Source organism: Nocardioides pollutisoli (assembly GCF_040045055.1).
Lineage (GTDB): Bacteria > Actinomycetota > Actinomycetes > Propionibacteriales > Nocardioidaceae > Nocardioides > Nocardioides tweenelious.
This window is the reverse complement of sequence record NZ_JBDZDU010000001.1, coordinates 1,803,569-1,827,421: the sequence shown is the minus strand read 5'-3', so window position 1 is coordinate 1,827,421 and position 23,853 is coordinate 1,803,569. Positions and strand designations below refer to the sequence as shown.

25 protein-coding genes are annotated in these 23,853 nt (G+C 70.7%); 15 read left to right on the top strand and 10 right to left on the bottom strand.

Features of this window, described 5'->3' with window-relative positions:
* Position 1: 1 nt before the first annotated feature.
* The 4 genes from ABLE68_RS08870 to ABLE68_RS08855 form a co-directional block, all read right to left on the bottom strand.
* Positions 2-1,114 carry a glycosyltransferase family 4 protein gene (locus ABLE68_RS08870; RefSeq protein WP_348870951.1) on the bottom strand — a complete coding sequence of 371 codons (1,113 nt, stop codon included), beginning with the start codon at positions 1,112-1,114 and terminating at the stop codon, positions 2-4.
* Between the two features lie 98 nt (positions 1,115-1,212).
* Positions 1,213-2,130 carry a pseudouridine-5'-phosphate glycosidase gene (locus ABLE68_RS08865; RefSeq protein ID WP_348870950.1) on the bottom strand — a complete coding sequence of 306 codons (918 nt, stop codon included), beginning with the start codon at positions 2,128-2,130 and terminating at the stop codon, positions 1,213-1,215.
* Positions 2,127-3,224, bottom strand: coding sequence for a carbohydrate kinase (locus tag ABLE68_RS08860; protein ID WP_348870949.1), 1,098 nt, complete (start codon positions 3,222-3,224; stop codon positions 2,127-2,129). The genes ABLE68_RS08865 and ABLE68_RS08860 overlap by 4 nt, the downstream gene beginning before the upstream one ends.
* 21 nt (positions 3,225-3,245) lie before the next feature.
* A complete protein-coding gene (locus ABLE68_RS08855) occupies positions 3,246-4,466 on the bottom strand; it encodes a YibE/F family protein (RefSeq protein ID WP_348870948.1) in 1,221 nt (406 codons plus the stop codon).
* Between the two features lie 116 nt (positions 4,467-4,582).
* Here ABLE68_RS08855 and ABLE68_RS08850 point away from each other — a divergent pair, with 116 nt between their 5' ends.
* A complete protein-coding gene (locus tag ABLE68_RS08850) occupies positions 4,583-5,233 on the top strand; it encodes a LysE family translocator (RefSeq protein ID WP_348870947.1) in 651 nt (216 codons plus the stop codon).
* A 16-nt stretch (positions 5,234-5,249) separates the two neighbouring features.
* On the opposite strand, the gene ABLE68_RS08845 is transcribed toward ABLE68_RS08850, so the two are convergent.
* Complete coding sequence (locus ABLE68_RS08845; protein ID WP_348870946.1) at positions 5,250-6,782, bottom strand: PucR family transcriptional regulator; 1,533 nt, start codon at positions 6,780-6,782, stop codon at positions 5,250-5,252.
* A gap of 81 nt (positions 6,783-6,863) precedes the next feature.
* Between ABLE68_RS08845 and ABLE68_RS08840 the strand changes: the two genes are divergently transcribed.
* Genes ABLE68_RS08840 through ABLE68_RS08820 form a run of 5 tightly spaced genes read left to right on the top strand, consistent with a single transcriptional unit; the run spans position 6,864 to position 12,211 of the window.
* Positions 6,864-8,357 carry a CoA-acylating methylmalonate-semialdehyde dehydrogenase gene (locus ABLE68_RS08840; RefSeq protein ID WP_348870945.1) on the top strand — a complete coding sequence of 498 codons (1,494 nt, stop codon included), beginning with the start codon at positions 6,864-6,866 and terminating at the stop codon, positions 8,355-8,357.
* Positions 8,358-8,373: 16 nt separating this feature from the next.
* On the top strand, positions 8,374-9,681 hold the full coding sequence (locus tag ABLE68_RS08835; protein ID WP_348870944.1) for an aspartate aminotransferase family protein: 1,308 nt from the start codon (positions 8,374-8,376) through the stop codon (positions 9,679-9,681).
* On the top strand, positions 9,668-11,080 hold the full coding sequence (locus tag ABLE68_RS08830; RefSeq protein WP_348870943.1) for an NAD(P)/FAD-dependent oxidoreductase: 1,413 nt from the start codon (positions 9,668-9,670) through the stop codon (positions 11,078-11,080). Before ABLE68_RS08835 ends, ABLE68_RS08830 begins: the two co-directional genes overlap by 14 nt.
* On the top strand, positions 11,077-11,361 hold the full coding sequence (locus ABLE68_RS08825; RefSeq protein WP_348870942.1) for a cupin domain-containing protein: 285 nt from the start codon (positions 11,077-11,079) through the stop codon (positions 11,359-11,361). The genes ABLE68_RS08830 and ABLE68_RS08825 overlap by 4 nt, the downstream gene beginning before the upstream one ends.
* A gap of 49 nt (positions 11,362-11,410) precedes the next feature.
* Positions 11,411-12,211, top strand: coding sequence for a family 16 glycosylhydrolase (locus tag ABLE68_RS08820; RefSeq protein ID WP_348870941.1), 801 nt, complete (start codon positions 11,411-11,413; stop codon positions 12,209-12,211).
* A 6-nt stretch (positions 12,212-12,217) separates the two neighbouring features.
* Here ABLE68_RS08820 and ABLE68_RS08815 read toward each other — a convergent pair whose 3' ends face one another.
* Positions 12,218-13,534, bottom strand: a complete 1,317-nt coding sequence (locus ABLE68_RS08815) for a hypothetical protein (protein ID WP_348870940.1) — start codon at positions 13,532-13,534, stop codon at positions 12,218-12,220.
* Positions 13,535-13,561: 27 nt separating this feature from the next.
* Between ABLE68_RS08815 and ABLE68_RS08810 the strand changes: the two genes are divergently transcribed.
* The gene (locus tag ABLE68_RS08810) at positions 13,562-14,167 is read left to right on the top strand and encodes a GNAT family N-acetyltransferase (protein WP_348870939.1); all 606 of its coding nucleotides are present in this window, start codon (positions 13,562-13,564) and stop codon (positions 14,165-14,167) included.
* A 34-nt stretch (positions 14,168-14,201) separates the two neighbouring features.
* Positions 14,202-14,444, top strand: coding sequence for a hypothetical protein (locus ABLE68_RS08805; RefSeq protein ID WP_348870938.1), 243 nt, complete (start codon positions 14,202-14,204; stop codon positions 14,442-14,444).
* 29 nt (positions 14,445-14,473) lie between these two features.
* On the opposite strand, the gene ABLE68_RS08800 is transcribed toward ABLE68_RS08805, so the two are convergent.
* Positions 14,474-15,118, bottom strand: a complete 645-nt coding sequence (locus ABLE68_RS08800; protein WP_348870937.1) for a GNAT family N-acetyltransferase — start codon at positions 15,116-15,118, stop codon at positions 14,474-14,476.
* A gap of 40 nt (positions 15,119-15,158) precedes the next feature.
* On the opposite strand from ABLE68_RS08800, the gene ABLE68_RS08795 reads away from it, so the two are divergent.
* Positions 15,159-15,767, top strand: a complete 609-nt coding sequence (locus ABLE68_RS08795; protein WP_348870936.1) for a hypothetical protein — start codon at positions 15,159-15,161, stop codon at positions 15,765-15,767.
* A gap of 43 nt (positions 15,768-15,810) precedes the next feature.
* Here the strand turns inward: ABLE68_RS08795 and ABLE68_RS08790 are convergent, their stop codons facing one another.
* The gene (locus tag ABLE68_RS08790) at positions 15,811-16,209 is read right to left on the bottom strand and encodes an ArsI/CadI family heavy metal resistance metalloenzyme (RefSeq protein ID WP_348870935.1); all 399 of its coding nucleotides are present in this window, start codon (positions 16,207-16,209) and stop codon (positions 15,811-15,813) included.
* Positions 16,210-16,287: 78 nt separating this feature from the next.
* On the opposite strand from ABLE68_RS08790, the gene ABLE68_RS08785 reads away from it, so the two are divergent.
* The 4 genes from ABLE68_RS08785 (at position 16,288) to ABLE68_RS08770 (ending at position 19,137) form a co-directional block, all read left to right on the top strand.
* Complete coding sequence (locus tag ABLE68_RS08785; RefSeq protein ID WP_348870934.1) at positions 16,288-16,644, top strand: metalloregulator ArsR/SmtB family transcription factor; 357 nt, start codon at positions 16,288-16,290, stop codon at positions 16,642-16,644.
* On the top strand, positions 16,641-17,321 hold the full coding sequence (locus ABLE68_RS08780) for an aquaporin (RefSeq protein WP_348870933.1): 681 nt from the start codon (positions 16,641-16,643) through the stop codon (positions 17,319-17,321). Before ABLE68_RS08785 ends, ABLE68_RS08780 begins: the two co-directional genes overlap by 4 nt.
* Positions 17,318-17,716 carry an arsenate reductase ArsC gene (locus ABLE68_RS08775; RefSeq protein ID WP_348870932.1) on the top strand — a complete coding sequence of 133 codons (399 nt, stop codon included), beginning with the start codon at positions 17,318-17,320 and terminating at the stop codon, positions 17,714-17,716. Before ABLE68_RS08780 ends, ABLE68_RS08775 begins: the two co-directional genes overlap by 4 nt.
* A gap of 218 nt (positions 17,717-17,934) precedes the next feature.
* Positions 17,935-19,137, top strand: a complete 1,203-nt coding sequence (locus tag ABLE68_RS08770; RefSeq protein WP_348870931.1) for a restriction endonuclease — start codon at positions 17,935-17,937, stop codon at positions 19,135-19,137.
* A gap of 198 nt (positions 19,138-19,335) precedes the next feature.
* Here the strand turns inward: ABLE68_RS08770 and ABLE68_RS08765 are convergent, their stop codons facing one another.
* Together ABLE68_RS08765 and ABLE68_RS08760 are read right to left on the bottom strand one after the other, a co-directional pair.
* Positions 19,336-20,472, bottom strand: a complete 1,137-nt coding sequence (locus tag ABLE68_RS08765) for an SNIPE associated domain-containing protein (protein ID WP_348870930.1) — start codon at positions 20,470-20,472, stop codon at positions 19,336-19,338.
* A 254-nt stretch (positions 20,473-20,726) separates the two neighbouring features.
* Positions 20,727-22,001 (bottom strand): hypothetical protein, encoded by a 1,275-nt coding sequence (locus ABLE68_RS08760; RefSeq protein ID WP_348870929.1) that lies wholly within the window; start codon positions 21,999-22,001, stop codon positions 20,727-20,729.
* Positions 22,002-22,143: 142 nt separating this feature from the next.
* Here ABLE68_RS08760 and ABLE68_RS08755 point away from each other — a divergent pair, with 142 nt between their 5' ends.
* The gene (locus ABLE68_RS08755) at positions 22,144-22,968 is read left to right on the top strand and encodes an HIRAN domain-containing protein (protein WP_348870928.1); all 825 of its coding nucleotides are present in this window, start codon (positions 22,144-22,146) and stop codon (positions 22,966-22,968) included.
* 344 nt (positions 22,969-23,312) lie between these two features.
* Positions 23,313-23,825, top strand: coding sequence for a TetR/AcrR family transcriptional regulator C-terminal domain-containing protein (locus tag ABLE68_RS08750; protein WP_348870927.1), 513 nt, complete (start codon positions 23,313-23,315; stop codon positions 23,823-23,825).
* Positions 23,826-23,853 lie beyond the last annotated feature (28 nt).

The window sequence follows — 23,853 nt, the reverse complement described above, 5'->3', positions numbered from 1 at the left end:
GTCAGGCGGCCGCGGCGGCGCCGGCGAGGACCCCGGTGTAGTGCCGGTCGACCAGCTCGCCCACCACGCCGGCCCAGCTGCGACCGGCCACCGACTGCACGGAGCGGGCGGCCATCTCGTCGCGCAGACCGGGTGAGCGCAGCAGTGTCGCGACGCAGTCGCGGAGGGAGCCGAGGTCGGTCGGGTCGAAGAGCAGGCCGGTGCGGCCGGGGTCGACCAGGTCGAGCGGTCCGCCGGCCGCGGGCGCGACGACCGGCACCCCGCTGGCCTGCGCCTCCTGGATGGTCTGGCAGAAGGTCTCGGCGTCGCCGGTGTGCACGAAGACGTCGAGCGAGGCGAACGCCTCGGCGAGCTCCTGGCCCCGCAGCATCCCGGTGAAGACGGCACCCGGGAGCCGGCGCTCGAGGTCCGCGCGCGCCGGTCCGTCACCGATCACCACGAGCTGGACGCCCGGGAGTGCGGCCAGCACCGCGAGCCGGTGCACCTGCTTCTCATGGCCGAGCCGCCCGACGTACCCGACCGCGAGGCGACTGCCGTCGGTCCAGCGCCGGTGCAGCGCGGGGCTGCGGCGGTCGGGTCCGAAGAGGTCGAGCGCGATGCCACGGCCCCACCGGTGGAGGTGGGGTACGCCGAGGGCCGCGAGCTGGGCCATCGACGCGCTGGACGGGACCAGCGTGCGGTCCGCGCGGCGGTGCAGTCGACCCACCCAGCGGTCGACCACGGCGTCGGCGCGCAGGCCGTACTGACGCGCGAACCCGGCGATGTCGGTCTGGTAGACCGCGACCGTCGGCACGCCGAGCTGTTTGGCGGCGCGCATCCCGACCACGCCGAGCGCGATCGGGGACGCGAGGTGCACGCGGTCGGGGCCGAACCGGTCGAGCCCGCGACCCAGCGCGGAGTCGGGGAGGCCGATCGGGAAGGAGCGGTAGCCCGGCAGGCCGACCGAGCGGACCCGGACGACCGGGACCCCCTCGAAGTGGCCCGGCCCGGGTCCGGGAGCGACGACGAGGGCCTCGTGCCCGGCCTCGACGAGCTCGGTGACGACGTGGCGCACGGTGTTCGAGACGCCGTTGACCTGGGGCAGGAAGGACTCGGTCACGATCGCGACGCGCATGCCTTCACGCTGGGCGGGCCGGATGAACTGACGGTGACCCTCGCGGAAGAGTCGTGCGAAGTCCGGGTGGTTTCGAGACGGTTGCTAGCGCAACCTCCTCAACCGCCGATGGCGTACTCCCGGGCGATCGCGGCGCCCAGGCGCGCGTTGTGGCGCACCAGCGCGATGTTGGCGGTGAGCGAGGCGCCGCCGGTGATCTCGACGATGCGGCCGAGGAGGTACGGCGTGGCGTCCTTGCCGTGGATGCCGAGCGAGTCCATGTCGGCCAGGGCCTGGTCGATGATCACGCCGATCTCGTCGGCCGGGATCTCGTCCTCGGCCGGGATCGGGTTGGCGATCACGATGCCGCCGGCGATGCCGAGGTCCCACTTGGCCCGCATCACCGCGGCGACCTCGGCCGCGGTGTCGACGCGCATCGGGGCGGCGTGGCCGCTGGAGCGCGAGTAGAACGACGGGAACTCGTCGCTGCCGAAGGCGAGCACCGGCACGCCGAGGGTCTCCAGGGTCTCGAGGGTGAGTCCGATGTCGAGGATGCTCTTCACGCCGGCCGAGACGACCGCGACGTCGGTCGCGCCGAGCTCGGTGAGGTCGGCCGAGACGTCGAAGGTCTGCTGGGCGCCGCGGTGCACGCCGCCGAGCCCGCCGGTCACGAAGACCCGGATGCCGGCGAGCGCTGCGAGGCGCATCGTCGCTGCCACGGTGGTGGCGCCGTGGGTGCCGCGGGCGACCACGAACGGCAGGTCGCGGACGCTGACCTTGGTGACGTCGCCGTGGCTGGCGAGCAGCTCCAGGTCGTCCGGCGACAGGCCGATCTTCGGGCGACCGTCGAGGACCGCGATCGTCGCCGGGACCGCGCCGTGCTCGCGGATGATGCCCTCGACCTCGACCGCCATGGCGACGTTCTGCGGGTAGGGCATGCCGTGGCTGATGATCGTGCTCTCCAGCGCCACGACGGGGGACCCGTCGGAGAGCGCGTCGCGCACCTCGTCGGTCACGGTGAGCAGGGGGTGGGTCACAGCAGGCTCCTGACGAGTCGGTCGGTGAGGTCGGGTCGGACGGTGTGGTGGCTGGCGATCGTCAGCGCGGCGGCGGCGTGGCCGTAGCGCCCGGCGTCGGTGGCGCTCGCGCCGCCGAGCAGGGAGTGGCAGAACGCGGCCAGCATCGCGTCGCCCGCACCGGTGACGTCTGCGACGGTCTCGGGGGGTACGGCGTCGAGCGCGACGGTCTCGGACTCGGTGCACAGCAGCGAGCCGCCCGAGCCGATCCGCACCCACACGAGCTCGACCCCACGCCGGTGCAGCGCGGCCGCGGCCTTCTCGACCTGGCGGGTGGTCCGGGTCGGCAGGTCGGTGAGCGCGGCGAGCTCGTCGCGGTTGGGCGTGATGGCGAAGAGCGGACGGCCCGGCTCGACGAGGTGGGCTAGGGCCGCGGCCTTCGGGACGCTGACCGGCTCGAGGAGGACCCGGGTCCCGGCCGCGGTCGCGACGTCGAGGGCGAAGGCGAGCGTGTCGGTGGACAGGTTGCCGTCGAGGACCACGAGCTCGGCGGTGGTGAGCAGGTCGCGCGCGGCGTTGACCTGGTCGGGCGCGAGCTCGTCGGTCGCGGCCATGTCGGCCACGGCGACGACCAGCTCGCCATCCGCGTCGAGGACGGCCGTGTAGGTCCCGGTCGCCCGCGCGCTGCGGCGTACGTGCTCGACGCGGACGCCGGCACCCGAGGTGGCGGCCAGCACCTGGTCGCCGAGGCCGTCGCTGCCGATCGCGGCGACGAGGTGGGTGCGGGTGCCGAGGCGGGCGAGGTTCTCGGCGATGTTGCGACCGACGCCACCGGCCGCCATCGAGCCGGTGCCGGGGTTGCTGGTCGCCGCGACGGCCGCGCGGGTGCTGCGCGCCTTCACGTCCATGTTGGCGCCGCCGACGACCACGACCGACGGCTCCTCGCTGAGCACGTAGCCGCGACCGAGGATCACGCCCTTCTTGCCGAGGTTGGAGAGGTGGACGTTGACCGCGGTGCGCGTGGTGCCGAGCGCCTCAGCGAGCGCCTCGGAGCCGATCAGCGGGTCGCGCCGGAGCAGCGCGACGATCTCGCGCTCGCGGTCGGTCAGGGCCATGCTTGTCACCATAAAGCATGCTTACTCCGACAAGGAAGAGGCTCCGGGCACGGTGAGGGCTGCGATCCCGGTCGTGAGGGGTACGGCGAGCACCAGGCCGATCGCGCTGGCCAGCGTGCGCACGATCTCCTCGCCGATCTCCTCGGTGGTGAGCAGCACGTCGAACGGCACGCCGTACAGCTGCAGGATCAGCAGCACGGCCAGCGCGCTGCCGGCGTACGCGAAGACGATCGTGTAGATGGTCGACGCGATGTGGTCACGGCCGATCCGCATCCCGCTGGCGAAGACCTGGGCACGGCTCATCGTCGGCGCGGCCGAGCGCACCTCCCACACCGACGACGCCTGGGTGATCGTGACGTCGTTGAGCACACCGAGCCCGGCCACGATGGTGGCGCAGGCGATCAGTCCCTGGAAGCTCAGGTCGCCCGCGAAGGTCGAGAGGATGCCTGCGGAGTCGTCCGAGACGCCGGTGAGGCGCGTGACGCCCACGGCCACGACCCCGATCCCGGCGGTCACCGCCAACCCGGCCAGGGTGCCGGCCAGGGCCGCGCTGGTGCGGACGGACGGTCCGTGGGTCAGGTAGAGCACCACGACCATGATCGCGGCCGAACCGCAGAGCCCGACCAGGAGACCGGACTCGCCGAGCAGCAGCGCCGGGAGCATGAACTTCCAGATCACCAGACCGCTGAACCCCAGCCCCAGCAGGGCGAACAGGCCGCGCCAGCGGGCGACCACCACCACCAGCAGCGCGAAGAGCAGCCCCATCACCAGGAACGGCCTGGTCCGCTCGGTGCCGAAGTAGCCGTACGACGGGTCGGCCCCGTCCGCGCCCGGGGTGCGCTGGAGCCGCACCCGGTCGCCCGGCGCGAGGCCGGAGTCGGTGACCTGGGGCGAGACCTGCACGCTCACCTTGTCGCCCTTGCCGGCGCCGTCGTGCACGGTCACCTCGAGGACGCCGCATCCCTTGGCACTGTTGTCGACGCTGCCGTCGGCTGCGCGCGGGCAGGTGTCGGCGACCGCGTCGATCACGGCGGTCGGGAACGTGACGCCTGGTGCGGCGAACGGGACGGCGTCGACGATCTTGTCCACGTCGGCCGAGCTGGGCCACAGCGCGACCACGCCGACCAGCGCCGCGACCGCGGCGAGGAGCACGGACGCGAGGAGCACGGCACGTGGACCGCGCGCGACCTCGAAGCCGTCACCCCGGTCGGCGCGGTGGCTGTGTGCGTGACCGGCTCCCATGGCGGACATCCTCCCTGAGACGTCCAGACCGGGCTGACCCACCGGGCCGCACCCGCCGTACGCACGGCACGCGAAACGACGTGCGAGGAGGCCGCCCAGACCCGCACACTGGTCCGGTGCCGACAACCAGCCAGTGGCTCGCCTTCGTGGTCGCGAGTGCCCTCTTCATCCAGGTCCCGGGGCCGAGCCTGCTCTTCACGATCGGCCGCGCCCTGACCGTCGGTCGCCGCGACGCACTCCTGTCGGTCCTCGGCAACGCGCTCGGTGTCACCACCCAGGTCATCTTCATCGCCGTCGGGCTCGGCGCGATCGTCGCCGCGAGCGCCGAGGCCTACCTCGTCCTCAAGGCCGTGGGTGCGGCGTACGTCGTGTGGCTCGGCATCCAGGCGATCCGGCACCGCGCCGACGCCCGGATCGCTCTCGACGCGGTCACCGCCGAGGACGCGGTCGTGGTCGCCCGCGCCAAGGTCGGTCGCTCGCTGCGGGTCGGGTTCACCGTGGGCATCACCAACCCGAAGACGCTCGTCTTCTTCGTCGCCTTCCTGCCCCAGTTCGTCAACGAGCCGGCCGGACACACCGGGCTGCAGCTCACCGCCCTCGGCCTGGTCTTCGGCGCGATGGCCGTGCTGTCCGACAGCGCCTGGGCTCTCGCCGCCGCCCGTGCCCGCGACTGGTTCGCCCGCCGGCCCTCGCGCCTCGACAAGCTCGGCGTCGCCGGTGGCGTGATGATGATCGGCCTCGGCGCGGCACTCGCTGCGTCCGAGTAGCCCTCTTTCCTCCGCGTCACAGCTCGCGGGCCTGGTCGTGCGCGAGCAGCGCGACCCCCAGCGACAACCGGGACGCGGGGTCGTCGAGCGCGTGACCCACCAGGTCCTCGAGCCGCTTGAGCGCGGGGTAGAGGGACGTGCGGTTGCGGTGGGCGACCCGGGCCAGCTCGGTCTTGTTGCCGCCGACCGCGAGGAACTGCCGCAGCAGCTCGACCAGGCCACCGCCGTACCTGGCCTCGTGCTCGAGCAGGGCGCCGAGCTCGGCCTCGGCGAACTCCTGGAGCCGGGCGTCCTCGCGCAGCGACATCAGCAGCCCGGGCAGCCGGATGTCGGACTGGCGCACGCATCCCCCGACCGACGGCATCGACGCAGCCACGTCCGCGACGACCCGCGCGGAGCGCAGCGAGCCCGCGGCTGCCAGCACCCCGACCACCGGGTGACCGGCGGCCAGCACCGCGTCGGGCTCGAGTCCCGTCAGGGCGCGCGCGGCGGCATCCAGGTCCTGACCGACCGGCAGCAGCAGCCCGACGTGGACCGCGTCGAGCACGCCGACCAGCCCCGGCACGTCGCCGAAGGCCGACACCAGCCGGTCCACCGGCCCCTCCGACCGCAGCCGCGCGACGGCACCGACGTACGAGGCCGACTCCGGTACCCCGAGCGCGTGCAGCCGTGCCGCCGCTGCCGCCTCGCTCCCGAGCCGGCCGTCGAGCAGGTCGAGCAGGAAGCCGCCGTGCACCCGCAGCTGGATCGAGGTCTCGTCGCGCTCGATCATCCGGCCGAGCTCCAGCGCCTGCGCCGCGCGCTCGGCGACCAGCCGGGCGCGGCTGCGCTCCCTCGGGACGGTCATCACGAGCCGCCCCCACGCACCGCCCTGGATGCCGACCGGGGTGGTCAGCCAGCCCTCCGGGCCGGCGACCTCGGTGCCATGTGGGTACGGCGTGAGCCGCGAGCGCCGCTCCCAGTCGGTGAGCAGCCGGTCGACGGGCTCGTCCCGCGGTGCCGCCACCAGCACCCGGCGCGACAGGTCCTCGAGCACGACCGACCCGCCGGCCAGGTCGGCCGCCGCCTCCACCAGCCGGGCCATCGACGCCTGCTCCAGCCCGAGCTCGGTGAAGGTCGCATGGACCTCGCCGGCGAACCGGACCTCCTCGAACTGCTCCGACACGATCGCCCGGTGCACGCTCTCGGTCACCTCGACGAAGCGGACCTTGCGGTTGAGCACCATGAGCGGCAGCCCGGCCGCCCGCGCCCGACGCAGGGCGGGCTCGGGAACGGACGGGTAGTCCGAGCTGAGCTCGACCACCAGACCGGCGGCTCCCGCCTCGACCAGCTGGGCCACGAAGTCGGCGGCGGCGTCCGGCGACGCGGCCATCCCGAGCCCGGTGGTGAGGACCAGCTCGTCGCCGACGAGCACGGCGCCCACGTCGCGCAGCTCGGAGACGTGCACCCAGCGGATCGCCCGGTCCAGACCCGCCTCGCCGCCGAGCACCACGGGGTCGCCCGCGGCCAGTACGGGGAGGGCGAGGGCCTCACGGACGGTGACCGGCATACGACGTACTGTCGCACGTGAGCGTGGACGGGCGACACAACGTCCCTCGCGCGGGGCGCACACCGCACGCAGGATGAAGGCATGACGACCATCCCGCACTGGATCAACGGCACCGCCCACCTCGGCACGCAGTCGCGTCTCGGCGACGTCACCAACCCGGCCACCGGCCAGGTCACCGGACAGGTGGTCTTCGCCGACGCCGCCGACATCGAGACGGCCGTCGCCTCGGCGAAGGCCGCGAGCGTCGTCTGGGCGAACACCTCGGTCAGCGCCCGCACGCAGGTGGTCTTCAGGTTCCGCGAGCTGCTCAACGCCAAGAAGGAGGAGCTGGCCCAGATCATCACCGCCGAGCACGGCAAGGTGCACTCGGACGCCCTCGGCGAGGTCGCCCGCGGCCAGGAGGTCGTCGAGTTCGCCTGCGGCATCCCGCACCTGCTCAAGGGATCGAACTCGCCGCAGGTCTCGACCGGCGTCGACGTCCACAGCCTGCGCCAGCCGCTCGGCGTGGTCGGCATCATCAGCCCCTTCAACTTCCCGGCGATGGTCCCGATGTGGTTCTTCCCCATCGCGATCGCCGCCGGCAACGCCGTCGTCCTCAAGCCCAGCGAGAAGGACCCGTCGGCCGCGATCTGGATGGCGAAGCTCTGGCAGGAGGCCGGTCTGCCCGACGGCGTGTTCACCGTCCTGCAGGGCGACAAGGTCGCCGTCGACGGGCTGCTCGACCACCCGGACGTCGCGTCGATCAGCTTCGTCGGCTCGACCCCGATCGCGGAGTACGTCTACGAGCGGGCCAGCCGCCACGGCAAGCGGGTCCAGGCGCTGGGCGGTGCCAAGAACCACATGGTCGTCCTCCCCGACGCCGACCTCGACCTGGCCGCCGACGCCGCGGTCAGTGCGGGCTACGGCTCTGCCGGCGAGCGCTGCATGGCGATCAGCGTGGTCGTCGCGGTCGGCGACACCGGCGACGCCCTCGTCGAGAAGATCGTCGAGCGCACCGCCACCCTCAAGATCGGCGACGGCACCCGCGACTCCGACATGGGTCCGCTCGTCACCGCGGTCCACCGCGACAAGGTCGCGTCGTACGTCGACGCCGGCGAGAGCGAGGGCGCGACGCTGGTCGTCGACGGCCGCAAGGTCGACGCTGACGGCGAGCAGGACGGCTTCTGGCTCGGGCCCTCGCTGTTCGACCACGTCACCCCGTCGATGAGCATCTACACCGACGAGATCTTCGGCCCGGTGCTCAGCGTCGTCCGCGCGGAGACCTACCAGGAGGCCCTCGACCTGGTGAACGCCAACCGCTACGGCAACGGCACCGCGATCTTCACCAGCAACGGCGGCGCCGCCCGCGCCTTCGAGACCGACGTGCAGGTCGGCATGATCGGCGTCAACGTCCCGATTCCGGTGCCGATGGCCTACTACTCGTTCGGCGGGTGGAAGTCGTCGCTCTTCGGCGACACCCACGCGCACGGCGTCGAAGGCGTGCACTTCTTCACGCGGGGCAAGGTGGTCACGACGCGGTGGCCCGACCCCGGCACCGCCGGCGGCCTCGAGCTGGCCTTCCCGAAGAACCACTGAGCAAGGGAGTACGACGATGAGCGCCATCTACGACCTGGACCGCAAGCACGTCTTCCACTCCTGGTCCGCCCAGGCCGAGATCACCCCGATGGTGATCACCGCGGCCCGCGGCTCCTACGTGTGGGACGACGAGGACCGCCGCTACCTCGACTTCTCGAGCCAGCTGGTCTTCACCAACATCGGCCACCAGCACCCCCGCGTCGTCGCAGCGATCAAGGAGCAGGCCGACAGGCTCTGCACCATCGCCCCGGCGTTCGCAAACGAGCAGCGCGCGCAGGCCGCCGAGCTGATCTCCGAGATCGCCCCCGACGGCTTCACGAAGGTGTTCTTCACCAACGGCGGCGCCGACGCCAACGAGCACGCCGTCCGCATGGCGCGCCTGCAGACCGGGCGCTTCAAGGTGCTCACGGCCTACCGCAGCTACCACGGCGGCACCCAGACCGCGATCAACCTGACCGGCGACCCGCGCCGCTTCGCCAACGACACCGCGACCGCCGGCGCCGTCCACTTCTTCGGGCCGTTCCTCTACCGCTCGGAGTTCCACGCGACCACCGAGGAGGAGGAGTGCGAGCGCGCGCTCGCCCACCTGCGCCGCACCATCGAGGCCGAGGGCCCGCAGACGATCGCGGCGATCCTGCTCGAGACGATCCCCGGCACCGCCGGCATCTTCGCGCCGCCGCCGGGCTACCTGGCCGGTGTGCGGGCGCTGTGCGACGAGCACGGCATCAAGCTCATCCTCGACGAGGTGATGGCCGGCTTCGGCCGCGCCGGCACCTGGCTGGCGCTCGACCGGTACGACGTGCGACCCGACCTGATCACCTTCGCCAAGGGCGTCAACTCGGGCTACGTCCCGCTCGGCGGCGTGATCATCAGCGACGAGATCGCCGCGACCTTCGACCACACGCCCTACCCCGGTGGACTGACCTACTCCGGCCACCCGCTCGCCTGCGCGGCCGCCGTCGCGACCATCCACACGATGCGCGACGAGGGCATCGTCGAGAACGCGGACCACCTCGGCCGCGACATCTTCGGCCCGGGCCTGGCCGAGATCGCGTCCCGGCACGCCTGCGTCGGCGAGGTCCGCGGCGTCGGTGCCTTCTGGGCGCTCGACCTGGTCACGGACGGCGACACCAAGGCGATGATGCCGGCCGGCGGCGTCAACGACGTGGTCGCGGCCTGCAAGTCCGCCGGGCTGCTGCCCTTCTCCAACACCAACCGGATCCACGTGGTGCCGCCGTGCACGATGAGCGACGAGGAGGCGCGCGAGGGCCTCGCGATCCTCGACGACGCGCTCAAGGCCGGCGACGCCCATGCCCGGGGGTAGTCCCACTGCGTACGAACGCAACGCCCCGCCGGCCGCCGTGGTCGACGCGGCGCTCGCGTCCTCGCGGCACGCCGTCTTCTGGCTCGAGGACGCGCCCGGCACGTCGTACGCACCCCTGAGCGGCAGCACCACCGCCGACCTCACCGTCGTCGGTGGTGGCTACTGCGGGCTGTGGACCGCGGTGCTCGCGAAGCGTCGCAACCCCGGCGCGCGGGTCGTGCTCCTGGAGGCGAGCTCCGTCGGCTGGGCGGCGTCCGGTCGCAACGGCGGCTTCTGCGAGGCGAGCCTGACCCACGGCGAGGAGAACGGGCGCAGCCGCTGGCCCGAGGAGTACGACGCGCTCGAGCGGCTCGGCGCGGACAACCTCGACGCCTTCGAGGCCGACGTGCGCGGGCTCGGCCTGGACTGCCAGTTCGAGCGCACCGGCGACCTCGCGGTCGCGGTGGAGGAGCACCAGGTCGAGTGGATCCGCGACGACCCGGGCTTCCTCGACGAGGCGGCGGTCCGCGCCGAGATCGACAGCCCACTCTTCCTGGCCGGCGCGTGGGGTCGCGACGAGTGCGCGCTGGTGCACCCGGCGCGGCTGGCGCGCGAGCTCGCGCGGGTGGCGACCGACCTCGGCGTCGAGATCCACGAGGGCAGCCCGGTCACCGGCCTCGACGCCCCCACCCGCGGCCCCGTCGGCGTACGCACTCCTGCCGGGACGGTGACCAGCGACCGCGTGGCGCTGGCGACCAACGTCTTCCCGTCGCTCCTGCGCCGGACCCGGATGCTGACCGTCCCGGTCTACGACTACGTGTTGATGACCGAGCCGCTGACGTCCGAGCAGCTCGCGTCGGTCGGCTGGGCCCACCGGCAGGGGCTGGGCGACCTGGCCAACCAGTTCCACTACTCGCGGCTCACCGCCGACAACCGGATCCTGTGGGGCGGCTACGACGCCATCTACCACGCGGGGGGCCGGGTGCGCGCGTCGTACGAGGAGCGGCCGGACACGTTCCGCAGCCTGGCGTCGCACTTCTTCGCCGCGTTCCCACAGCTCGAGGGCGTGTCCTTCAGCCACCGGTGGGCGGGCGCGATCGACACGTGCACGCAGTTCGTCGCGTTCCACGGGCTCGCGTCCCGTGGCCGGATCGCCTACTCCGCCGGGTTCACGGGGCTCGGGGTCGGCGCCACCCGCTTCGCAGCCGAGGTGATGCTCGACCGGCTCTCCGGGCTCTCGACCGAGCGCACGCGCCTGGAGATGGTGCGCCGCAAGCCGCTGCCCTTCCCGCCCGAGCCGCTCGCCAGCATCGGCATCAACGCCACCCGGTGGTCGCTCGACCGCGCCGACCACCGGCAGGGTCGGCGCAACGCCTTCCTGAAGACCCTCGACGCGGTGGGACTGGGGTTCGACTCATGAGCTCACGACTGCTGAGCACCGACGTGCTGAGCGCCGACCTGGCACCGTTGGCGACCCTCGGCGAGACGGAGGTCGGGCTGTGGGGCATGGAGCCCGGCACCGACCACGACACCGAGGTCGACGAGGTGTTCGTGGTGCTCGCCGGGCGCGGCACGGTGGAGTTCGAGGACGGTGAGGTCGTGACGCTGGCCCCCGGGGTCGCCGTACGACTGAGCGCTGGTGAGCGCACCACCTGGACCGTCACGGAGACACTCCGGAAGGTGTACGTCGCGCTCGGGTGAGGCCGCGAGGGTTTGGCCCTCGGCGGCCGAATCCGTACTTTGGTCGTCCATGAGCACGTCCAGCACCCCCCGCCGTACCCTCGCCGCCCTCGTCGCAGCAGCCGTCACCGTCATCCTCGGCCTGACCCTGCTCGGCTCGCCGTCGGACGCCAAGCCGGCTCCCGGACCTGTCCACGCGGGCAGCGTCTACGGCTGGGGCAAGGCCCCGGTCGACTACCGCTTCGTCGGTCCGCTCCAGCACAGCCAGTGGCGGGTCACGGGTCCGGGCGCGGTGCGCAACCAGCACGGCATGCTCACCCTCAACACCCGCAGCCACGGCACGGTCAGCGCCACGCAGCGCACCGCCGGCCACTCCGTCGGCCGCTGGGAGATCCGCCTCCGGTCGCGCCAGTACACCCACGGCCACCAGGACTACCGCGTGATGACCGAGCTGGTCCCGGCGGGCAAGCGCAAGCAGCACTGCGGTGAGCAGAACATCGGGCTCGAGGCCTACTACCCCGGCAAGACGATGGTCAGCCACTACATCCGCAGCCAGCCGGACCACCGCTACTTCGCCCGCAAGGGCCTGGGTCTCCACAACGACCAGTGGCACACCTTCGCGGTCGAGGTGACCAAGAAGCGGATCTCGTGGTTCGTCGACGCCCACGTCGTCAGCACCGAGACGCGCGACGACGCCCTCACCGGCGTGCCGTTCGCGGTGCGCTTCACGATGCAGGGCGTACCCGGCAAGAAGATGAACGCCAGCCGGATGCAGATGGACTGGCTGCGCTACTGGAGCCTGCGCAAGCCCAACCAGCACTCCACGCACGCGCCGCGCACCGACCTGGGCACCTACAAGCCGACCTGCTGACCGCTGTCAGTCCGCCTGCTGCAGGCCGTCCTCGGGCGTGACGGTGATCTTCGGGGTGCCGTCGACGGTGACGCCGCCGTCGATCACGGGGTCCTTGCGTACGTCGGTCGCGAACGCCGACTGCCAGTGCACCAGGTCCGGGGTGTAGGCCACGGCGTAGGCGTCGCCCCGGAACTCGTTGCCGCCGCGACCCGAGTGGCAGGTCAGCAGCAGGGCGAAGCCGTCGCCGACCTCACCACCGTCGAGCCAGGTGCAGCGGTAGCCGGCAGGAGCGCCGTCGAGGAGCTGGCGCGGCTCCCACGTCTCCTCGCCCTGGAAGTGGGTCTGCACACTGATCTGGTGGGCGTCGGGTGAGCCGAAGGCCAGGTCGTTCCAGTGGATGAACCCGGCGACGGCGAGGCCGCAGCACCGGGAGCGGCCGCGGTCGATGTGCACCAGCCCGCTCGGGTCGTCCTTGGTCGTCGTCCAGTCGGCGCCGTCGCGGACGAACCAGAAGTCGGCGGCGCGGTGGTCGTTCGGATGGGTGCTGACCCAGTCGGCGCTGAACGTGTCGAGGTAGGAACCGCAGTCCGACCTCGCGGACCCGCGCAGGGCCTCGGTCGTCCGGGTCATCTCGGCGAGGTCGGCGTTGCCGGGCGTGCTCGAGAGCAGCGCGAAGGTGCAGGACCCGCGCGACGGCTTCGCCGACACCACGCGCAGTGACCCGTCCGGCGAGAGCAGCGGCTCGGACGACGAGGTCGTGCGGTAGTTCCAGTCCGGGTGGCCCGACCACGGCCTCTCCGCGAAGCCGTCGCCCTCGGTCCACACCAGGACTGCCTTCTTCGACTGCCCGAAGTAGACGGTCTCGCCGTCCGGCGTCAGCTGCGGGTCACCGGCGGAGTAGCCGGGGTACGCCCGGCCCGGCGTACAGCTCACGTCGCGGCAGACGATGCGCACGCTGATGTCGCCGATGTCCTCGTCGTTGTGGACGTCCGGCGTGTAGATCTCGTCGATGGCCACGGTGCCGCCGGCGTAGCGGATCGTGCTGTCGATCGCGGTGTTCTTCGTGTCGGTGTAGACCGTCTCGGGTGCGGTCCAGCCGTGGCCGTCCGGGTCGCGCCACTGCACCACCAGCCGGTGGCCGTCCGGTGACCCGTAGGCCAGCTGGGCCTCGCCGTCGTCCAGGTTGAAGTAGCGGTTGGCCTCGCCGCGGTCGCCGTACCTCACCAGGTCGTGGTCGTAGTCGCTGTCGCCGCCGCGCGTCACCCACCAGGCACCGGCAGCGAGGACCAGCACCGCGATCGCGCCGAGCACGAGGAGGGGCCGGGACCGAGACGATGACATCGCGTCACGGTAGACGAAGATGTGCAGGTGACCCAGGACGCCCAGCAACCCCAGGACCTCAGCCCCGTCGCCTGGCCGGCGCGCACCGCCCGGCTGTCGCTGCGACCGGCGACGTCGGCCGACATCGAGACGATGTGGGCCTACCGCCGGATCCCGTCGAGCTACGAGTGGATCGGCCACGACTTCTCGAGCCACGACACGTTCGTCGAGCGGATGTCGACGCCCGACTCGGTGGCGCGCACGCTCGTCATCGAGCTCGACGGCCGGATCGTCGGCGACCTCTACCTCAACATCGGTGACGCGTGGGCGCAGAGCGACGTCGCCGACCAGGCCGCCGGGTCCCAGGCCGAGCTCGGGTGGGCCGTCGACCCGGCGTACGCCGGCCAGGGCATCGCCACGGAGGCCGCGGGCGAGCTGGTGCGGATCTGCTTCGAGGAGCTCGGCCTGCGCCGGGTCAAGGCGCTCTGCTTCGCCGACAACGTCGCGTCCTGGAAGGTCATGGAGCGGCTCGGCATGCGCCGTGAGGAGTACGCCGTGAAGGACTCGCTGCACCGCACCAAGGGCTGGCTCGACGGGATGACCTACGCGCTGCTCGCCGACGAGTGGCGGGCGGCCCGCCAGGCGACGACCTAGAGTCCTTGACGTCCATCTCGGGAAGGGGACCGCGTTGAGCAAGCCGCGGCTGATCGCCTACCTGCTCTTCTGCGGATGTGTCCCGGTCCTCTGGAAGCGTCTCGCCAACGGGGAGTGGCCCGCCTACAGCGCCCTGCACTGGGCGGTCTGGCTCGGTGGCCTGGTCGTCCTCATCGTGGTGTCGGTCGCTCTCGACTCGAGGGCCACTGTGCGCAGACGTGCTCGCGAGGGCCAGGTGGAGCACCCGCCGGGCGCGGGGGCGCACGAACCCTCCTGACGGCCCGACGTCGCACCTCCCGCGCTCGGCTAGGGCTGCCAGACCATCGTCTGCTGGTGCATCCGGCGGCCCTCGTGCCGCAGGCCCGGCGCGACCGGGTTGGCGCCGTGCCGGGTCATGCCCATCCGCTCGAAGAACCGCACCGCCTTCACGTTCTCCGCCGAGGTGTGCAGGTAGCAGCCCGGTGACCCGACCTCGCGCAGCCTCGCGAACCACGCGGTCATCAGCCCCTCGCCGGCGCCAACCCCGCGTGCGGCCGGCAGCAGGTCGATGTGGAGGTGGCTGGGCCACCGCGGGTCGCTGAGCTCCTGCGCGACCGGTTCGCGACGCAGCCGGCAGACCACCACGTCGTACCGCGTCCGGAGGAGGAACCAGGCCGGTCCCGGCCGCCAGCGCAGGTGGTGGCGACGGATCGCCGCCCGGGCCCGCTCCCCCTCGCTCGGGAACGCCGCGTCGTCGACGCAGCCCGCGAGGTAGCCCGCCAGCCGGCCGTCGACCACCGCCACGAACGTCGAGGCGGGCTCGAGGTCGAGGTACGGCGTCAGGTAGACCTCGGCCAGCGACCGCTCGTGTCCCCACCCCTCCGCGGCCGGTGCTCCCGCACCCGCCGCCCCGAACAGCCCGACGAGCTCCTCGCGGTCGCGGACGTCGTACGGGCGGATCTCGACGGACATGGGCCCATCCTCGCGGGTCGTCCCGACTATCGTCGCGGTCGTGCCCGGCACCCAGCGCATCCTCGTCGTCAGCACCACCGCGCGCGAGGACGAGGTCGTCCGAGCTCGCCGCGAGCTGGGACGCAGCCCGGTCGTGATCACCGCCCCGACGGGTGAGGCCGCGCGCCTGGTGCAGCTGCTCGGCAGCGAGCCGCAGGTGGAGCTGTTGCTGGCGCCCGTGCGGTTCCCCCCGGTCGACCGCGGCCACCAGCTCGACGCACTGCTGCGGCGCCACGCCCTGCGCGACCGGTTCCGCGACGTCGTGGTCGTGTCGGACCCGGCGACCTCGACCCTGCTGCTGCGTGTGCTCGCCCCCGACCAGCTGCCCTCGGCCGGCGCCGTCAGCTGGGTGGGACTCGCCCGCGGAGAGCGCCCCGTCGCCGTCCGTCGAGGGGTCGTGGCCGGAGTGGTCGTGGGGATCGTCGCCCTGGTGGTGGCGCTGCCGAACGTCCTCCTGCTCCCGGGCGTCGTGGCGCTGGTGGGGCTCGGCCTCGTGCTCGCTCGCCCGTGGCGGCACCTCGGCCAGGAGCTGCTGATCGTCGCGTCGGTGGCCGCGGCGGTCGTCCTCCTGCTGGTCGCCAGCTCGGCCCGGTTCCCCGGCGCGCAGTGACTCCGGCGCACGGGGGCCGGCCCCGACCTCCTGTCGGGTCGAGCTAGCAGCAGGCCTCGGCAGCCGCGAACGTCGGACTGTCGGCGAGGACGGTGTACACCTCCCACCGCTCCCCGTCGGGCGCACCCTCGACCCAGAACTTGTCCTGCTTCGCGTAGCAGCAGGTGGTGCCGCGCTCGTCGACCGACGCGAGTCCCGACTCGGCCAGCCGGGTCTGCTCGGTGTCCACGGTGTCGACGTCGGCGACCTCCACGCCGAGGTGGTTGAGGCTCCCGCCCTGGCCGGGGTTCTCCACGAGCACCAGCTTGAGGGGCGGCTCGGCGACCGCGAAGTTCGCGTAGCCGGGTCGGCGCTTGGCGGGCTCGGTGCCGAAGAGCTTCGAGTAGAAGGCGACGGACTCCTCGAGGTCGTCGACGTTGAGGGCCAGCTGGACTCGGGACATGGTCACTCCTAGACATTGATGGTTGTCGATGTAATGGCCATCTTGCGATCAGACATCGATATCTGTCAATATCGATCCATGTCGAAGTCTCTGGTGCTGACCCCGGTCGAGACGGTGGCCTGCTGCTCGCCTCTCACCCAGGAGCCGCTCGCCGAGGACCAGGCCGCGCGCATCGCACCGCTGCTCAAGGCGCTCGCCGACCCGGTCCGGCTCCGCCTCCTCTCCCTCGTCGCGTCGCACGCCGACGGCGAGGCGTGCGTCTGCGACCTGAACGACGCCTTCGACCTGTCCCAGCCGACCATCAGCCACCACCTCAAGGTGCTGCACGAGGTCGGGCTGCTCGATCGCACCAAGCGCGGCGTCTGGGTCTACTACGCCGTACGGCGCGACGCCCTCGCCGACCTCGGCGCCCTCATCGGCGGCGTCGCGAGGTGAACCCCGACCTGCCCCGCCGGGCCGTCGCGGAGCTCGTCGGTACGGCGTTCCTCGTCGCCGCCGTCATCGGATCCGGTATCGCCGCCAGTCGGCTGTCGCCGGACGACGTCGGGCTCCAGCTGCTCGAAAACAGCATCGCCACCGGCGCCGTCCTGGTCGCGCTGATCCTCGCGCTGCAGCCGGTCTCGGCGGCGTTCAACCCGGTCGTGACCCTCGTCGAGCGCGCCTTCGGGCTGATCACCACCACGACCGCGGCCGTGCTCGTCGTCGCCCAGGTGGTCGGCGGCATCGCCGGCGCGGTGGTCGCGAACCTGATGTTCGACCTCGACCCGGTCACCATCTCCACCCACGACCGCACCGGCGGGCACCTGCTGCTCGCCGAGGTCGTCGCCACCGTCGGGCTGGTGCTGATCATCTTCGGCAGCATCCGCACCGGACGCACGGAGACGGTCGCGTTCGCCGTCGGCGGCTACATCGCCGCGGCGTACTGGTTCACCTCGTCGACCAGCTTCGCCAACCCGGCCGTCACCGTCGCGCGGATGTTCTCCGACACCTTCGCCGGCATCAGCCCGTCCTCGGTGCCGTGGTTCGTGCTCGCCCAGCTTGGTGGCGGCGTCCTGGCCGCCCTGCTCGTCCGCTACCTCTACCTCACCACCGTCGAGACGGAGACCCCATGACCGGCAAGCCCACCGTGCTCTTCGTCTGCGTCCACAACGCCGGGCGCTCCCAGATGGCCGCGGGCTGGCTCCAGCACCTCGCGGGCGACCGGATCGAGGTGCTGTCGGCCGGATCCCAGCCCGCTGACCAGATCAACCCCGTCGCCGTCGCCGCGATGGCGGAGGTCGGGATCGACATCACCTCGGCCGAGCCCAAGATCCTCACCACCGAGGCTGTCCAGGAGTCCGACGTGGTGGTCACCATGGGCTGCGGCGACGCCTGCCCGTTCTTCCCCGGCAAGCGCTACGAGGACTGGGCGCTCGACGACCCCGCCGGACAGGACCTCGAGGCGGTGCGCCCGATCCGCGACGAGATCCGGCGCCGCATCACGGAGCTCGTCGACTCGTTGAGCTGAGGGCGGCAGCGGCGACCGGTGACGGAGCCGCATGATTCTGTCAGTCGGCTCCGTGGGGATAGCTGGACTCTGTCAGTAGTAGCGCAAACGACTTTGTCAGCTCCGCATGGATCGCGTCCCATCTCGCCCACGATGACTCGGCCTAACGGACCGTCAGAGCGTGGTGGGCACGAGGCGAAACGGTCACGCTGCTCCGACCGCTCGGCGAGAATGGCCCGATGAGTGAAGCCCTGACCCCAGACGCACCCCCAGGTGCTCTCGTGGGCCGCTTCTCGCTCAGGTGGGTGGCACCACCGGGCTGGGACGACGCGCCACCCGAGTTCGAACCGGAGGTGGACTGGCGTCCGAGCAGGTACTGGCCGACGGCACCAGACAATTGGGAGTTCTGGCAAGTCGTCGCCGACGACGAGGTCGCCGAGATGTTCTACCGGGGCTGGACTCGCCCGCCCGCACGACCAGAACCGGTGTGGGTTGCACCTCCGCACTGGCCGCCGGCGCCACCGGGCTGGCATCCACCGCGTGGCTGGACACCGGATCGTCAATGGAGGGCAGCACCGCCAGGCTGGCAGTTCTGGCGCCAACCCCAGGCCGACGAGACCGCCATCGCGCGAGCGAAGCTAGCGACTCGTTCAGATAGGCTCGGCGCACTGAACGCTGTGGAAGCGTTGATGCGCGTCAACGCAGAACATCGCGCCACCATGGCCAGCGCTCAGGCTCAGGTCCATATCAGCCGGCTCCCCTCGATGAGCGCACGTCGACGCGCGCGCAAAGGTTTGGCGGAAGCCCAGGCTGCAGCCGACGAAGGGATGGTGCGAGCTCGGGCTGCGCTCAAGTCAGATCTGTACGCCGACCGCGGCCCCAGCCCGGAAGCAGTCGCCTTGTTCGAGGTCGCGGAGCTCCGCCTCCACAACTCGTTCGCGTGGGGCCGTCACGTCCTTGGCCTCACCCCGGCGGAGACAGACGAAGAGCGCCGCCTGCGATGGTTGAACTCGTTGACGTTCGGCGCCGGCAACCTCGACGAGGCTGAATCAGCCGCACACAATTCACCGCTCGACCTTGTCGTCGTCGAAGCGATGTGGCAGCAGGCCGAGCAACTGTCCGCAGCCGCACTGCGACAGTTCGGGTACCCCGACGCAACCGTCACCCCTGGAGGTGCAGACAGCGGGCTCGACGTGACGTCGACACGAGTGGTCGCCCAGGTGAAGTACACATCACGCCCAGTGACCCGCCCGACAATGCAGCAACTTGCCGGCGCCAGCGGAGGTCGCCGGATGGCGTTCTTCTCCCTGTCCGGGTACACCAGCCAGGCCGCCGAGTTCGCCGACGAACGAGGCATCGCGCTCTTCGACATCGAGCTACCCGGCCGGATCACTCCGTCGAACGCGTGGGCGAGATCGATGGCCGCAGGCGAACTCGCATGAACTCGAGCAGGCCGCTGGATTCAATGTGTCTTCGAGTCATCGGAGGGGGACGGATGCGTTGGCGGTGTAAGCGGCTCATTCCGCCGCCTGGCGGGTACACCGGGCCCGCTGCTCGTGCTTCGAAGTCGCCAGGTGCGGTCGATGTTCGGTGGCCACGACCGCGTTCCGCTACGCGAGGGAGCTCGAGCTCTCCCCGCATCACTGCCCTCGGTCGGCTCCTGGCCAGCGGCCTCGAGACTGGTAGTACTCGGGCGCCTCGGGCGCCTCGTTGAACTCGAGGAGCCCTCCGACCTTCTGCATGAGGAGTTCTCGGACCTCGGTGGGGGTGGCGAAGAAGAACTCGCGGCGTTCGTTGACGAAGTTAACGCGACGGTCCGCGAAGGCTTTGTGGAGCTCGTTCTCGAGGGTGACCGCGTCGTCCGAGAAAAAGAGGGCGTGGGTGTCGTAGAGGAACGGCACGGAGGCGTCGCCGAGCTCGCGGACTCGGTCCCGGGGCTCGAGGCGCCGGGTCATGCCGATTTTGACGATGTTGGGGCCGAGCGCACCGATGTTGGAGATGACGTAGATGTAGCCGGCGCGGATATTGGCCGTGCGGTAGTCGTTTGCCTCGATGGCCTGGTCGATCTCGGCTAGGCGACCGGCAAGCTCGTCGGCTGCGGCGGTGTCACCCTTCGCCCGGAGCTGTTCGAGCGCAGTGGTGTAGTGCGCCCTTTCCTTCTCGAGCCGCTCGCGTTCTGCGGCGAGTTCCTGCTCGGCCTTGCGCTGTTCGCGGAGGAGCTCGCGTTCCTCTCTTGCCTTTTCCTTCTCCTCCTGGACCTTTATCTGGTAGTCCGCAGTGAGCTCGAGTTCTTCGATGCGGAGGTCGTGGTAGTCCGGATTGATCCGCATCTCCATGATGACGCCGAGCTTCTCGATGGACTTCATCGCGTTCTCGAGCCGCTTCTTGGCGGTGGAGATGTTGCCGTTGCGGAGGGATCGGACGCAGTTGTCCGCTTCAGCGTTGTAGGCGCGGAGCATGAGTTTGGAGAGGTCGCCGACCATCTTGCGGCCCTTGGCCAGCGAACCGTCGAACGTGAACATGTCGGCGGCGAGGACGGCCCGGTTGGCCTTCACGAGGTCGTCGATGCGTCCGTTGATGTCCGCGAGACGGTCCTTATATGCGGCGGCGTCTTCGAGCGGGTGGTGGTAGCGATAGATACCGACGTCTTGGAGGACGCGCTGGTCGTTGAGCTCGATGACCTCACCGCCAGCCTGCGTCAGGGCGGCTTCGAGCTCAGCGATCCGCCTCAGCAGGGCGCTGGCGTCCGGCCCGGGGTCAGTGATCGGAGGTGGCACTGGTGCGGCCGGGACGGGTTCTTGTGCCACTGGATCCAGAGGCGGCGGTCCGCTCGGCTCCTCTGCTGCATTCGTCTGCGAGGGTGGCTGAGTGGGTTCTGGGCTCGGGGCCGGCGGCTCGGGGTTGCTCTCGTCGGGCAGCCACAGCTGCCATCCGTCGGGCATCTCGGGCCAGGAAGGGTCGGGCTTCCACCCTGGTGGCGGCACCCATCCGGCCGGAGGTTGTGGCCACCCGGGAGGTGGGTTGAACCGCATCACTGGCTTCGCTGCCGGACGCCGCGGCTGGTATCGGCCGGGGTGAGGTCGGAGGGCGACTTGGAGATCGCTGCGCCGAGATGAGCCAAGGTCGCCGACGGGACGACGTTCGCGAGATCGAAGGAGGTGAACGTGTCTCGGTCAGCTGCGACGATCACGAGCGGCACGTACTCGGGCTGCCCGGTGGCTGGAGCGATGCGGTTGACACCGACGGTGAGAGCGATTGAGTGGATCTTGCCCGCGCGGTCGGCCTCGAAGACCTCGTGCAGCGTGCGCACGGCGACCTGGTTGGCGGCTGCGCTGTAACGGTCCTTCTGTGCCTTGGCGGTCAGCTGGGTGGCTGTGATCTCGTCCTTCGCCTTGACGTACCGGTACTCCTTGACTGCCGGCAGGGCGGAGGGCTCAGGGATGTCGACCTGCAGGGTGAGTTCGCGGCTGACAAGGTCAAAGCCGTGTTCGTGTTCGACGGGGAAGGCGTCCGGGTAGACGGAGTTCGAGAGGACGATGCCGACGTAGTCCTCGATGGCGTATTCAACGTCGAACGCCAGGTCGTTGATGAACCTGGCCAGTTCCTCGTTCTTGGTCGCAGCATCGGTTTCGCGCTGCGCACACTCGGCCCGGTAGGCGGCCTCGGCTTCCCCGAGCTTCTCGAGCCGCTCGGCTTCGGCCTTTTCGCGGGCCGCGAGGGCCGCGATCTGGTCGGCGTGCTTTCTGGTGTTGTTGTCGTTCCATTCCTGGACGCGGCGTTGGTGGTCGGCCTGAGCGGCAGCGACGGCTTCGGCGTGCTTCTTCTTCCCGCCGAACGCGCCGGACAGCCCCTTGGGGGCAGGCGGCTCCTGATACTCCGGTTGTGGCGGGTAGACAAGGTCGGGGACCGGAGACGTTGGAGTAGCGAGCTTGCCGGGATCGAACCGCGGGTGCTCGGCGGTGACCTTCAGCGACTCCAGGTCGACGTAGTCGTCGAAGTCGAGAGTCCAGGCAAGCAGCCCGTCGATGTCGTCGTATGAGGCGGCGAGGTCCTTGTTCATTGCCTCGACCTCTGCCGTCCGCGCCTCGACATGCAGGCGCAGGGCTTCCTTCTCCGCGGCCTTGCGCTGGGCGTCGGAGGCTCGAGCAGCGGTGGCACGAGCACGCTCGGCGGCCTTCACGGCACGCTCGTGCTCTCGGACCGCGGCATTGTGCGCACGTACGGCCTGCGCCTCCTGCTGGCGGCGCCGCTTCTCTGCCTGTTGTGCCTGGTAGTTCATCTCCGCGAAAAAGCCGCGCTTCGCCATGATCGCCCCTTCAGACCTGACTTTCGGAACGCACAGCACCGTAGACCCGACGCCCAACACATGCAGCAGAACTGAGCCGACCAGCGAATGCGGCGGGCAGGACTGGCTGCGGAGAGCCAGCGGTGATGGCACCGTGGTGCAGATGAAGTTCTTCCGCCGTCGCGACACGAGACCCGCACCCCAGTTGACCGTCCGGGCGGAGATCAGCGTGCCGACCTTATGCGAACCGGTCGAGATGGCAGGCACCACCACCCACGGCGCTGCGGCCCTGGCCGGCCTGTTCGCATCGATGGGTCTGGCTGGGGGCGGCCTGCTCGAACAGCGCGGGCGACTGGTCCCGGAGCCGGAGAACCCGATCGACCCGAACGCCGTGGCAGTCCACGTGGCGGGGACCCGGGTTGGGTATGTCCCGAGCTTCATTGCTCGCGGCATGGCCCGCGACCGGACGCTGGAGTGTCAGGTCCAGATGTGGGCAGCACCGACACCGAAGGGACTCCGGGTCCGCGGATGGCTCTTCGCCGGGGACGGCCCGGCCCAGTGGCCCCACACGGCCTCGAACCCTCCAGCCGTCACCGTCGAGGAGCGGCGCGCTCAACGAGCAGCCGACACCACCCGGATGGTGGACCTTGCGCTCACAGGTGGCGGCGAGCGAGCGGAGCAGTTTAAGGCGGGCATGGTGGGCCGGCTGCACTATCTGGAGACGGTGGAGCCGATCAAGCAACTCAAGCGCGAGGGACGACTGAACGAGGCACTTGCGCTCTGCTACGGCGCCATTCAGGCTGCTGAGAACGACCGCGAGGGCCGGGAGCCGGCCCCGTGGTACACCGAACAGGCAGCGATTATCCATCGCAAGCTCGGTGAGCGCGACAAGGAAGAGGCGGTGCTTCGCCGCTGGCTCGCGGCCTGCCCTCATGAGCGCCGCCAGGTGTCCAAGATTCAGAAGCGCCTGGACTCACTACTGACCTGACCCGCCCAGCACGTCACCGAGGTGACCCGCCCAGCACGTCACCGAGGTGACTCGCTCGGTACGTCTTCATGCACCTTCACAACACGACCCGAGAACTCTTGTGTCTGAGGCGGACCGCCATCAAGCTATGTAGCCGCATGGGGCGGAGTGGGAGCTTCGGCGGCCCCGCCGATCTTGCGATGCGTCATTCTGCCGCGAGTGGCAGGAAGTGCGCCTCTCTGGGATCGACGCGTTTCGCCGTCCTGTGGAAGCCTGATGCCGACGTCCTGGATGCCGACGATCATGTGGTCACGCGGTCTCCGATGCGGGAGCATCGGGTCGTGGGTAGGAATGAGCCGCCTCCGATGGAGCTGCCAGAGACGTTGGTGGCGGTTTGTCTGGACGCGAACTGCATGGGTGAGGGACGACTACGCCTTTCTGCCGTTGAGGAGCTTGCGGACCTCATCGACACCCAAGAACTGAGCGTCGAAGTGTGGGTCCCGGAGCCCGTGGTGTGGGAGTGGGCAGAGCACATCTACGACCAGTTTCTTGAGAGCAAGACGCAATTCGCATTGGGATGGCAGGCCCTCGAGCACGGGGGCTTCGAATCGCCAACGCCGGCGTTGACCGCCCACGCCTACGCGTTGCTGGACAGCTACGTGTACGGGTTCGCACTCCAGGAGGCCGGGCTGCCGTTCGACGGCGCCGACACGGTCGCTGACGTGGCCGAACCAATCATGGAGCGGTTCACGACGGGTGAGTACCCCCACCTGGTGGAGATGGCCACCGACTACTACCTCCAACCTGGCTACGACTTCGGCGACGAGTTCAGCTGGGGACTCGAGTTGATTCTCGACGGAGTCGCGCAACGCGAGTGAGGTCCTCCCAACGCGCGTCCCACGACCC